At 61.3% G+C, this 11,170-nt stretch carries 14 protein-coding genes; all 14 read left to right on the top strand.

Going from position 1 to position 11,170, the window contains the following annotated elements:
* The first annotated feature begins 428 nt into the window (after positions 1-428).
* A complete protein-coding gene (locus HGO40_RS29320; protein ID WP_250965894.1) occupies positions 429-839 on the top strand; it encodes a phage tail assembly chaperone in 411 nt (136 codons plus the stop codon).
* Between the two features lie 98 nt (positions 840-937).
* Positions 938-1,147 carry a hypothetical protein gene (locus HGO40_RS29315; RefSeq protein WP_250965893.1) on the top strand — a complete coding sequence of 70 codons (210 nt, stop codon included), beginning with the start codon at positions 938-940 and terminating at the stop codon, positions 1,145-1,147.
* A gap of 2 nt (positions 1,148-1,149) precedes the next feature.
* On the top strand, positions 1,150-2,316 hold the full coding sequence (locus HGO40_RS29310) for a phage tail sheath protein (RefSeq protein ID WP_250965892.1): 1,167 nt from the start codon (positions 1,150-1,152) through the stop codon (positions 2,314-2,316).
* The gene (locus HGO40_RS29305) at positions 2,316-2,822 is read left to right on the top strand and encodes a phage major tail tube protein (protein ID WP_250965891.1); all 507 of its coding nucleotides are present in this window, start codon (positions 2,316-2,318) and stop codon (positions 2,820-2,822) included. Before HGO40_RS29310 ends, HGO40_RS29305 begins: the two co-directional genes overlap by 1 nt.
* Before the next feature lie 150 nt (positions 2,823-2,972).
* Entirely contained in the window at positions 2,973-3,548 is a 576-nt protein-coding gene (locus HGO40_RS29300; protein WP_250965890.1) for a phage tail assembly protein, read from the top strand.
* Positions 3,549-3,676: 128 nt separating this feature from the next.
* Positions 3,677-5,854 carry a phage tail tape measure protein gene (locus HGO40_RS29295; protein WP_250965889.1) on the top strand — a complete coding sequence of 726 codons (2,178 nt, stop codon included), beginning with the start codon at positions 3,677-3,679 and terminating at the stop codon, positions 5,852-5,854.
* Positions 5,854-6,237 carry a phage tail protein gene (locus tag HGO40_RS29290; RefSeq protein ID WP_250965888.1) on the top strand — a complete coding sequence of 128 codons (384 nt, stop codon included), beginning with the start codon at positions 5,854-5,856 and terminating at the stop codon, positions 6,235-6,237. Before HGO40_RS29295 ends, HGO40_RS29290 begins: the two co-directional genes overlap by 1 nt.
* 49 nt (positions 6,238-6,286) lie before the next feature.
* Positions 6,287-6,442, top strand: a complete 156-nt coding sequence (locus tag HGO40_RS29285) for a tail protein X (RefSeq protein WP_250965895.1) — start codon at positions 6,287-6,289, stop codon at positions 6,440-6,442.
* 9 nt (positions 6,443-6,451) lie between these two features.
* Complete coding sequence (locus HGO40_RS29280) at positions 6,452-7,468, top strand: contractile injection system protein, VgrG/Pvc8 family (RefSeq protein ID WP_250965887.1); 1,017 nt, start codon at positions 6,452-6,454, stop codon at positions 7,466-7,468.
* Positions 7,469-7,819: 351 nt separating this feature from the next.
* Entirely contained in the window at positions 7,820-8,383 is a 564-nt protein-coding gene (locus tag HGO40_RS29275) for a glycoside hydrolase family 19 protein (protein WP_250965886.1), read from the top strand.
* On the top strand, positions 8,365-8,901 hold the full coding sequence (locus tag HGO40_RS29270; protein WP_250965885.1) for a lysis system i-spanin subunit Rz: 537 nt from the start codon (positions 8,365-8,367) through the stop codon (positions 8,899-8,901). Before HGO40_RS29275 ends, HGO40_RS29270 begins: the two co-directional genes overlap by 19 nt.
* 71 nt (positions 8,902-8,972) lie before the next feature.
* On the top strand, positions 8,973-9,473 hold the full coding sequence (locus tag HGO40_RS29265) for a CinA family protein (protein ID WP_250965884.1): 501 nt from the start codon (positions 8,973-8,975) through the stop codon (positions 9,471-9,473).
* Positions 9,474-9,556: 83 nt separating this feature from the next.
* Positions 9,557-10,609: a recombinase RecA gene (recA, locus tag HGO40_RS29260; protein WP_014336835.1), complete on the top strand. Its 1,053-nt coding sequence runs from the start codon at positions 9,557-9,559 to the stop codon at positions 10,607-10,609.
* An 8-nt stretch (positions 10,610-10,617) separates the two neighbouring features.
* Positions 10,618-11,085, top strand: a complete 468-nt coding sequence (recX, locus tag HGO40_RS29255) for a recombination regulator RecX (protein ID WP_250965883.1) — start codon at positions 10,618-10,620, stop codon at positions 11,083-11,085.
* Positions 11,086-11,170 lie beyond the last annotated feature (85 nt).

Raw genomic sequence — 11,170 nt, 5'->3', positions numbered from 1 at the left:
TCCGAAGGGTTGGTAGACCTGAGCGGCGTTTCCTCTGTCACGGTTACTGTCGGCGCTGGTGGGGCTGGCTGGGCCGGAAGTGATGGCGACGGAGCGCCTGGCAATGCATCATCTTTCGGCAGTTTCATGAGTGCAACGGGCGGTGCTGGTGCGTCGAAGTGGTACGGCGGCAGAGCGGGCCTTGGCTCAGGAGGAGATATCAATACCACTTTGGGCTCAGGTGGACATGCAACTCGCCACGACAATGGCCTGGCTTCTTCTGGATCCATATACGGCGGCGGACATGGCGCGGGCGGCCGAGGTTATGGGGCAGGAGCAGGTTCAGTTGAGCAAGGCGGTTCGTCTAGTACGCTTGCCGGCAGCGGCGGGGGCGGCGGCAATGAAAACGGCAACGGCGGCAATGGGTCGCCCGGTCAAGTAGTTATCAGATGGTGATCAACATGTGGGCATTGATACAAGACAGCGTTGTGCATGAGGTGACGGAGGTCGATCCCGCAGGACGTTTCCACCCGGATTTGATGTGGAAGCCATGCGGCGGAGAAGTCAGGCACGGCTGGCGGTACGACGGGGAGGCATTTGTCGAGCCGGTGAGGGAGGGCGATTCCCTGGCCGCCAGCGAGCGAGCCTGGCGCGACGCGCAGATTCACGCCAGCGAGTGGCTCGTGATACGTCATCGAGATGAACAGGACTTGAAACAGGAGACTACCCTGACGGACGCTCAGTTTTCCGAATTGCTTATCTACCGGCAGGCCCTCCGGGACTGGCCGCAGTCACCAAGTTTCCCCGACAGCCAATACCGCCCCGTCGTGCTGCCCTGGTTCGTCAGTCAAACCCAATAAGTCGCCCCGCACCACGGGGCATTTTTTTGACCGTCAAATTTCAACAACACCCAACAGCCCCTTCCCCAGGGGCTTTTTTCATATCCGGAGAAACCCAAATGGCACTACGCCAAACCTACACCGTGCTCCTCCCATTCCCCACCGGAGGCGGGCACTGGTCGACCGTCGGCCAGGAACTCGATCTGCTCGACGTCGAGGCCAACGCTTTGCGCAGCGCCGGTCGCCTGGCATTGAAAAAAACCGAAGCCGTCGAACCGGCTCCTGCATCCAACCCGGCCAAAAAGGCCACCACCAAGAAGGCTGAATAACCATGGCTGAGGTTTTGAACTTCGAGCACAACGGCATTACCGTCAATGCCACTGAATCTCCCGAGGCCATGGGTGGCCTGGGTGACAACGTCATCGGTCTGGTCGGCACTGCGCCGAATGCCAATCCGCTGATTCCGAAAAACACCCCGTTCCGTATCAACAGCTTCACCACCCAGGCCCAGCTGGACCCGAGCGGTGCCGAGGCGGGTACGTTGTTCCAGGCGGTCTACCAGATTCTCAAAGTGGTCAAGGTGCCGGTCTACGTGGTCATCGTCGAAGAGGGCGCGACCCTGGCCGACACGCAGAACAACGTGATCGGCGGCATCGAGGCGCAGACCGGGCGCAAGTTGGGCCTGGCCGCGTTGAGTGGCGTGGCCGAAGACCTGACCATCATCGGCGCGCCGGGCTTCACCGGCACCAAGGCCGTGGCCAGCGAATTCGCTTCGTTTGGCAAGCGCATCAAGGCCCGTGTGGTGCTCGATGGCAAGGACGCCTCGGTTGCCGACCAAGTGACCTACAGCCAGGAGCTGGGCGGCGCGGACCTCGGTTTCGACCGTTGCCTGGTGGTGCACAACATGCCGGCGGTGTACTCCAAGGCCGCGAAGAAAAACGTCTTCCTGGCCCCGTCGAGCCTGGCCATCGCCGCGCTTGCCAAGGTCAAGCAGTGGGAGAGCCCGGGCAACCAGGTGACCTTCGCCGAGGACGTTTCGCGCACCGTCGAATACAACATCCTCGACACCTCCACCGAAGGCGATCTGCTCAATCGCTACGGCGTCAGCTACTACGCCCGGACGATCCTCGGCGGCTTCTCGCTGCTGGGCAACCGCTCCATCACCGGCAAGTTCATCAGCTACGTCGGCCAGGAAGATGCCATCAGCCGCAAGGTGGTGAAGGCCGGCCAGTATGCCCTGGCCAAGAACCTGACCAAGTCGTTCATGGACCAGGAGGTCAAGCGCATCAACGACTGGCTGCAAACCCTGGTGGCCGACGCAACCATTCCCGGCGGCAGCGTGTACCTGCACCCGGAATTGAACAGCGTCGAGAAGTACAAGAACGGCACCTGGTACGTGGTCATCGACTACGGCCGCTACGCGCCGAACGAACACATGATTTATCAACTCAATGCCCGCGATGAAATCATCGAGCAGTTCCTGGAGGACGTTCTCTAATGTTTACCAACCGCGTAAGACAGGCCATCGCGGCCACCCTGCAAGGCCTGCCGTTGTCGGCGACCGTGGAAGATTTCACCCCGCCGAAAATCGAATTCGACATGGAAGAGATGCGTGGCGGCCGTTTCATTGGCGAGGAAATGGCCAAGGGCGGCAAGGTGCTGACGGCCAAGCTGACCCTGCAAGGCCTCGGTCCGGAAGTCATGCTGGCGTTGGGCGTGACGGTGGGCGAGGACATTCTGCTCAACGTGCGTGAAGCCGGCCAGGACCAGGACGGCAACACTTGGTTCACCTATCACACGGTGGGCGGCAAGTTGAAATCCCTTGAGGAAACCACGCTGAAGATGGGCGAGAAGCCCAAGACCAATCTTGAGTTGTCCTGCCGCACTTACAACCGTCTGGAAAATGGCGTGCCGGTGATCGACATCGACGTGCGCACCCAGAAGTTCGTGCTCAACGGCGTCGACATTCTTGGCGATGCGCGCCGTGCGGTGTTGTTGCCTTAAGCCTTTGCCAGCCGGCAGATGCAGTCCCTGTGGGAGCGTGCTTGCTCGCGATAGCGGAGTGTCAGACACCTCGATGCTGAACGCACCGCCGTCATCGCGAGCAAGCTCGCTCCCACAGGTTGTCCTCTGATTCACCAAGGAATTGATTTCATGTCCTGGATGCCTCCTACCCATGAGCTGCTGTCGCCGATCACCGGTGACGATGGCTCGCAGATCGAGCAGCTCCCACTCAAGCCGCTGTACTACGCCGCGCAAAAAGAGGCCCTGTCCCGTGCCGGCGATGACGAGGACGATCAGTTCTTCGAACTGGCCAAACTGGCGACCGGCCTGTCGATCAAGGAACTCGACCAGCTCAAGCGCCCGGATTACGTGAGCATTGCCCAGTACGTGCACGAAATGTCCACGCGCCCGGCGTCGTACTTCCTGGAATCGATGGACAGCACAGCGGTCGAACCCGACCAGGTGCAGCTGCTGCAACCGCTCGACGTCGCGGGCCGCAGCCTGACTTCGTTGACCCTGGAAATGCCGGTGCTGCGTGCCACCAAGGCGATGAAAAAACTGAAGACGGCCAAGGAACGCGCTGAGTTCATCACCGCCCATTGCACTGGCCTGATGATCCCCGACCTCGATCACCTGACTGTGCCCGACTGGACCCAGCTACAGGTACGCATCGACGATTTTTTAAACAAACCGGCGGACTTCTTTCGGAGCGCGACATCGAAGTGATCCTCGATGTGGTGCCGCTCATTTACTCGGTAAGTGAGGCGGAAATCCTGGAGTGGGACGCCGGCAAGGCCTTGCGCCGCTACGACATCGCGATCACTCGCCTTGGCGTGAAACAGGAGTAGAGCGGGATGGCGGACGATAGATATTCGCTCAAATACGCAACCTTCAATGAGCCTGGGTTGGCGTTCGGTAATGCCAGCCTCACCAGTGGCGTGTCGGCACAAGGCGCGTTCGCCAGGGATCAATTGGCGAGCCTCGATCTGGCATTGGAGACGCTCGGTCTCAAGCTCGGGCTGCTGACTACGGCGATCGAGTCGCTGACTGTAAAGCTTTCGGCGCAACGATTGTTCTCCCAAACAATGGGCGCCGGCGCCAAGGGCGAGTCGGCCAATGAGCAAAAGGGCAAGTCCAGTGGCGGTATCGAACCACCGGCGCTGCTCAAACCTGCGATAGCGATGGATTCGGCCATGGCCGATCTGAAGCAGGTCACCGGATTTAGCCCTCGCCAGATCGAACAGACGACTGAGTCAACCCGGCACGTCGCCACCGCTCAGCTGGTGGCGGCCGGGGGCACCCCGGCGGTTGAAGTGGTGAGAATGCAAAGCCTGGCGGCCAGCAAAGGCATCGGCAACGATTTGCCCACTGCCGCGGACCGACCGTCGGAGCTGTCGCGTTTCGCCTCGGATGCTGCTGTCATCGCGACGGCGACCAAGAGACCGGCCATGGAGGTTGCCGAGATGCTGGCCGACTGGCGCATCTCCATGAAGCTCAGCGGCGCTCAAGCTTTTGACTTGGCGGATGCAACCAACCAGTTGGGCAAGCTACCCGACGGTGCGAAACCGGCTGAAATTGGCGCGGTCTTGCAGCGTGACGGTGCGGCTGCGACGACGGCAGGCCTGGCCCCTGTGCAAGCCGCAGCGGTGACGGCGGCATTGCTCAATACCGGTACCAAACAAGCGGAAGCCGGCGTGGCGCTGGATAGCTTCACCACGGCCCTGGGCAAGGGTGACCAAGTTTCCGCCACCGAGCAAACGGCCTGGAAACAGTTGGGCCTGGAACCCACGGCGGTGGCGAGCGGCATGCGTGGCAAGGACACGGCGCCTGGCACGGTGATGACGGTGCTGGCGGCCTTGAACGCGCAACCGGCCGAAATGCGCTCGGCCCTGGCCACGACGTTATTCAGCAATGGCGATGAAGCCGTGCTGCGCATGGCGCGGAAACTGCCCGATGTGAACGCAGCCTTCCTACAGGTGAAAGACCCAGGCCAATACGCCACTTCACAATTGGGCAACGACGGTTCGGTGCGGCAGGATGCATTGGCGCTGTCGAAAACCCATCAAGGCCAACTGAATATCCTCAACGCCCGCAACGAGCGTTTGTCGTTGGCCACGGGAAACGCGCTGATGCCTTCGGCGGGTAGCTCGTTTCAGTGGCTGGGTTCGCTGGCCGATGGCATGAGTGAATTGGCAGAGTCCTCACCCAAAGCCGCCGCGGCCATCGTGTTGATCGGCGCGGCGATCAAACCGCTGGTGGGTGTGCTACTCAAGGCGGTAGGGGATGAGATCTCCAGTCAGGTGGCCAAGCGGGTGTTGGGGAGGGCCGCTCCGCACCTTCCCGGCCGATTGGGTGAAGTGATCTCCGAAGATTTCAGAAATCCTCGGGTGGGCAAGCTGGATACAAGCAATGCCAACCAGCGTCCCGAATCCCCGAGAGGGTCGAAAATACGCGTCAGTACACGAGGCTCACTGGGAGGCGCAGGGCGTTTTTCACTCGCGCCAACCGCCTCGTTACGCTCGATGACTCGCAGGGCGCCAGGCCCCTTAAAAGTAGTCGGCCCCGTCGCTGATGTGGCCGAGGGTGTCCTGACCGGCGACAAGCGGATGATGGGCGCAGGCCTGGGCGCCGCAGGTGGCGGCTGGGCCGGCGCTGCTGCGGGGTCTGCGGCCGGTGCTGCGTTGGGGAGTGTCGTGCCGGTGCTCGGCACTGCCATTGGTGGCGTGATTGGCGGACTACTGGGCGGCTGGCTGGGGAGCGATGTCGGCGCGTCTCTGGGGGAAAAACTCGTCGCCCCGGTCGACAGGCTCGCCGCGCCAGAGCAGGTCAGCAAAGACCTGGCCAGCACCCAGGCAAACACACAGCAAAACACCATGACCGCCAACATTTACATCAACGGCCAGGACCAGGCCAGTGCGAGCCAGTTGGCGAACCTGGTGGTGCAACAGATCACCGGCCAATTCGGCCTGACATCCATGTCCAACTCACTCGCCATGCGCAGTGACGCGGCCCTGACCGACGGAGGTACGTGATGCGTCAACAAATGGCCCTCGGCAGTTTCATCTTTGGCCTGTCGAGAAATTTTGCGTACCACCAGTTGGTACACACCTCGGATGGCGGCTGGAAAAACATCGACATCCTCACCAGCAAGCCCAAGTCCAGCCAGATCGGCCAAGGCCTGCAAGGGCTGACGATCACCGGCAAATCGATGTACGCCACCGCCATGGATCGCCTCGATGAGTTGCGCGCTTTGCAGGCGCAGCGCGTCCCACTGCCGTTGGTCGATGGCATCGGCCGCAACTGGGGCCTGTGGCAGATCAACAATGTCACGGAAACCCAGACCGCAATCATTGATGACGGCTCGGCGATGGTGGTGGGCTGGGTGGTTGATTTGAAGGAGTTCGCCAATGCGTAGGGTTCGAAGTATCGCCGGTGATTCGGTGAATCTCTAGCTCTATCGGGAGCTGGAACGTTGCGACGACCTCGTCGAGGAGGCGCTCTGGCGTCTCAATCCCGGATTGGCTGAAGGGGGCCCGGTATTGCCGGCGGGTGTGTGGGTGGTCTTGCCGGAAGTGGACCTCAAGCCCGTGGCAACCCCACCGGTTTCGGCCTGCGATTAAGGAGGCGACATGGCATTGGGGTTTACGCCTGCGGTGGAGATTTATGGCGCGAACGCCGCGCTGCTAATCGAACGCCTGCTCAAGTGGGAGCATGTCGACGCGGCGGGGATCGAGTCCGATCAGCTGACGCTCACCATCAGCCTGGACGGTCTGGAAGGGTTGCCCAGCCTGGGCGGGAAAATCGGCCTGCGGGTCGGTTACCTGGAATCGGGCTTGGTGGACAAAGGCGAGTTCGTCATCACTCGGCGCACGCCGTTCCTGTTTCCGCTGCAACTGGTGCTGGTGGCCATGGCGGCGCCGTTCAGCGCGGCGGACCAGACAGGCTTCAAGCAGCGCCGATCCGTCAGCCATGGTCCGACGACCCTGGGGGCGCTGTTTCGTCAGCTGACTTCCAGGCACGGGTTTTCGCCCCGTGTGGCGCCGGACCTGTCGCTGATAAAAATCGAGCACATTGACCAGTCCAACGAAACCGACATGGGGTTCCTCACTCGCCTGGCCCATCGTTATGACGCCGTCGCCAAACCAGTCAACGAGCTGTATGTGCTGGCCCGGCGCGGCCAGGCGAAGTCGTTGTCGGGCAAGGTCCTGCCCGAGATGAAACTGTCGGTGACGACCAACAATCGCCCGGGCGACCACGCCTTCATTTCGGCCAAGTTTGATGAAACCGCCCGAGCCAAGTACCAGGGCTGCAAGACCCATTGGTGGGATGCGGCGGCCGGCAAGCTGCAGGTCGAGAAGAGCGGCATCGCGCCGTTCAAGACCCTGCGCCAACGCTTTCAGAGCGCAGACGACGCCCGCGCCGCCGGTGAAGGCGAGGTGCGGCGGATGGAGCGCGAAGCCCTCAAGGTAAAGATCGAATGCCCTGGCAACCCGGGGCTGTCCGCCGAAGGCATCGTACTGCTGGACCCGTCCTGGCCGGACTTCATGCGTGGTCGCTGGTCGATCGACAAAGTCACCGCCAGCGGCGACCGGGAAAAAAGCTACCGCTGCACCATTGACGCAACCTGCCTGGACGCCAAGGCCTGACCCTACCCACCCTGTGGGAGCGAGCTTGCTCGCAAAGACGCCAGAACATCCAGCATCAATGTTGCCTGACGCACCGCTTTCGCGAGCAAGCCCGCTCCCACAGAAGGACTCGGATGGGCGCATGGGTATGTGCAACGCCGAGCAAACCTGTGGGAGCGAGCCTGCTCGCGATAGCGTCAGCTCAGTCACTTTGATATCGACTGACCCACCGCTATCGCGAGCAAGCTCGCTCCCACAGGTATTCCTCGACTGCAACTTTTCAACAACTGGAATTCCTCCATGAAGATCACACCGATCCCCACGCAGTTTTTCTGAAGCCGATCCAGCATTGGGTCAATCAAGGAGAATGCCATGCTCGTCACGCGAGCCCAACTGCTGCAAATCCTCCCGAGCGCCGGCGCCAATGCCAGCGTTTTTGCACCGGTCCTGAACGCTGCCATGGACCGCTATCGGATCATCAGCGTCAAACGCTTGAGCGCGTTCCTGGCCCAGGTCGGTCATGAGTCGGGACAATTGCGTTATGTGCGTGAGCTAGGCAGCGAGCAGTACCTTGGAAAATACGATACCGGAACCCTGGCCGTTCGCCTGGGCAACTCGCCCCAGGCTGACGGTGACGGTCAAAAGTATCGCGGCCGAGGACTGATCCAGATTACCGGCCACGACAACTATCTGCGTTGCAGCCTCGGCCTGTTCGGCGACGAACGCCTGCTGGCCTTGCCTGAGCTTCTTGAACGGCCGCAATGGGCCGCCGAATCCGCCGCCTGGTTCTGGGAGCAGAACGGCTTGAACGAATTGGCCGACCGCGATCAGTTCAACACCATCACCCGTCGTATCAACGGTGGTTTGAACGGCCTGGAGGACCGCCTGCAATTGTGGGCGCGGGCGAAGGAGGTGTTGTGCCAACCTTCGACCTGATGCCCTTTTCATCCCGTGCCCTGGGCGTTGTCGTGTTGCTCGCGCTGCTGGCCGGCGGTTCGGCGATGCTTGCGTGGCGGTTTCAGGACTGGCGTTACGGTCAGCAACTGGCCCGACTCGCACAGGCCCAGGCCGAAACGCTGAATCAAATCACCCAGGCGGCGGCGATGCAGCAAAAGGCCGAGCAGGACAAGCGCCTGGCCCTGGAGCTACAACTCGCTGCCAGCGAACAAACCCATTACCGAGCCTTGAGCGATGCCCAACGTGACCAGGATCGCCTGCGCGATCGCCTTGCTACTGCCGATGTCCGGCTGTCAGTCCTCCTCGACGCCGACGAGGTTGCCGCCGGTTGTGCAGTGCCTGCCGCCGCCCGCGCCAGCGGCGTGGATCATGGCGCCCCACGCGCCCGACTTGACCCGGCGCATGCTCAACGAATTATCGCCATCACCGACGCCGGTGACCGCGGATTGATCGCGTTGCAGGCTTGCCAGGCCTACATCAGGGCCCTGGGTCAGTAGTCTGGCGAGCCTTGCAAGCTTCGATCGCTCGTGTACGGTAGGCCCCAATTGCGTGGAATCAGGAGAGCACCGTGGAAGACATTACCGAACTGGCCGCGGAACTGGGCAGGCGCCTGCAGCGGCTCAATGCCCATGTGACCACAGCCGAGTCCTGTACGGGTGGGGGGATTGCCGAGGCCATCACGCGGATCCCCGGGAGTTCGGCCTGGTTCGAGGCCGGTTATGTCACCTATTCCAATCGTCAGAAGAGCCAGCAGTTGGATGTGCCCGCCGGGTTGTTCGAAAAGGTGGGGGCGGTCAGCCGCGAGGTGGTCGAGGCCATGGCGCTAGGTGCCCAGCGCAAAAGCCTGGCGCGGTTTGCCGTGGCGGTCAGCGGCGTGGCCGGGCCGGACGGGGGCTCGCCGAGCAAACCGGTGGGTACCGTGTGGATCGCCTGGAGGGTCGGCGAGACGGTGTACAGCGAGCAGAAATTCTTCCCAGGCAGTCGCGACGAGGTCCGCCGACAAACGGTGAAGGCCGCGCTAGACGGGCTGTTACAACATGCCGCCGTAGAAATCTCAAATCAGGGGTAGGCGATCCCGGATCGCTGTGGAATAATACTGGCTACTTATACAGGTGTTGGCCGCCAGGCCTTATTGATTACGTGAGGACTTTAATGGACGACAACAAGAAGAAAGCCTTGGCTGCGGCCTTGGGTCAGATCGAACGTCAATTCGGCAAGGGTGCCGTAATGCGTATGGGCGATCAGGACCGTCAGGCTATTCCTTCCATCTCCACCGGCTCCCTGGGCCTGGACATTGCGCTAGGCATTGGCGGTCTGCCAAAAGGCCGGATCGTTGAAATCTACGGTCCTGAATCGTCCGGTAAAACCACACTGACCTTGTCCGTGATCGCCCAGGCCCAAAAAGCCGGCGCGACCTGCGCCTTCGTCGATGCCGAACACGCCCTGGACCCGGAGTACGCCGGCAAACTGGGTGTCAACGTCGACGACCTGCTGGTTTCCCAGCCGGACACCGGCGAGCAAGCCCTGGAAATCACCGACATGCTGGTGCGTTCCAATGCGGTTGACGTGATCATCGTCGACTCTGTGGCTGCACTGGTGCCAAAGGCTGAAATCGAAGGTGAAATGGGCGACATGCACGTGGGCCTCCAGGCTCGCCTGATGTCCCAGGCCCTGCGTAAAATCACCGGTAACATCAAGAACGCCAACTGCCTGGTGATCTTCATCAACCAGATCCGTATGAAGATCGGCGTGATGTTCGGCAGCCCGGAAACCACCACCGGTGGTAACGCACTGAAGTTCTACGCCTCGGTTCGCCTCGACATCCGCCGTACCGGCGCGGTGAAAGAAGGTGACGAAGTGGTCGGCAGCGAAACCCGCGTCAAGGTCGTGAAGAACAAGGTGGCTTCGCCGTTCCGCCAGGCCGAGTTCCAGATTCTTTACGGCAAGGGCATCTACCTCAATGGCGAGATGATCGACCTGGGTGTGTTGCACGGTTTCGTCGAGAAGTCGGGCGCCTGGTACGCCTACAACGGCACCAAGATCGGTCAGGGCAAGGCCAACTCGGCCAAGTTCCTGGCGGATAACCCGGAAGTTGCCGCGGCCCTCGAGAAGCAGCTGCGTGACAAGCTGTTGAGCCCGGTGGCAGACGTCAAGTCCGTGGCTAATCGCGAGCCCGTTGACGACCTGGCTGATGCCGACATCTGATTGATCCGATGACCGCCCTACTCGATACCCTCGTCGCGGTGCGGCGAACCGCGATGGACCTGCTCGCCAGACGGGAGCACGGTCGGGTCGAGCTGACGCGTAAACTGCGTCAGCGCGGCGCAGCCGATGAGTTGATCGACACAGCCCTCGACCGCTTGACTGAAGAGGGCTTGTTGTCGGAGTCCCGTTACCTGGAAAGCTTCGTCGCTTATCGTGCTCGCTCCGGCTATGGTCCTTTGCGCATTCGTGAGGAACTGGGCCAACGCGGCTTGCAACGCCCGGACATCGAACTTGCCCTGCGCGAAAGCGGTATCGATTGGCAGGAGCAACTGACGGACACCTGGCGTCGCAAGTTCTCAGGGCATTTGCCCATCGATGCACGGGAGCGAGCCAAGCAGGGGCGTTTCCTGGCGTACCGAGGGTATTCCATGGAAATGATCAACCGCTTGTTCAGCGGTCGCGGTATGGATGATTGAATAAAAACGGCCCGCTATTTCGATAGCGGGCCGTTTTTTTATGGCTCAGGTTACCTTGATCCTGTCTCATATACACATCTGACGG

The organism is Pseudomonas sp. CG7 (genome assembly GCF_023701885.1).
Lineage (GTDB): Bacteria > Pseudomonadota > Gammaproteobacteria > Pseudomonadales > Pseudomonadaceae > Aquipseudomonas > Aquipseudomonas zanjanensis.
Note: the sequence above shows the minus strand (reverse complement) of the source record. Positions and strands in the feature narration are given on the sequence as shown.

Coding starts and splice junctions, on each gene's coding strand:
- recX (WP_250965883.1), top strand. CDS start 10,618: ATGACCGCCCTACTCGATACCCTCGTCGCGGTGCGGCGAACCGCGATG.
- HGO40_RS29275 (WP_250965886.1), top strand. CDS start 7,820: ATGCTCGTCACGCGAGCCCAACTGCTGCAAATCCTCCCGAGCGCCGGC.
- HGO40_RS29320 (WP_250965894.1), top strand. CDS start 429: ATGGTGATCAACATGTGGGCATTGATACAAGACAGCGTTGTGCATGAG.
- recA (WP_014336835.1), top strand. CDS start 9,557: ATGGACGACAACAAGAAGAAAGCCTTGGCTGCGGCCTTGGGTCAGATC.
- HGO40_RS29280 (WP_250965887.1), top strand. CDS start 6,452: ATGGCATTGGGGTTTACGCCTGCGGTGGAGATTTATGGCGCGAACGCC.
- HGO40_RS29310 (WP_250965892.1), top strand. CDS start 1,150: ATGGCTGAGGTTTTGAACTTCGAGCACAACGGCATTACCGTCAATGCC.
- HGO40_RS29300 (WP_250965890.1), top strand. CDS start 2,973: ATGTCCTGGATGCCTCCTACCCATGAGCTGCTGTCGCCGATCACCGGT.
- HGO40_RS29315 (WP_250965893.1), top strand. CDS start 938: ATGGCACTACGCCAAACCTACACCGTGCTCCTCCCATTCCCCACCGGA.
- HGO40_RS29295 (WP_250965889.1), top strand. CDS start 3,677: ATGGCGGACGATAGATATTCGCTCAAATACGCAACCTTCAATGAGCCT.
- HGO40_RS29290 (WP_250965888.1), top strand. CDS start 5,854: ATGCGTCAACAAATGGCCCTCGGCAGTTTCATCTTTGGCCTGTCGAGA.
- HGO40_RS29305 (WP_250965891.1), top strand. CDS start 2,316: ATGTTTACCAACCGCGTAAGACAGGCCATCGCGGCCACCCTGCAAGGC.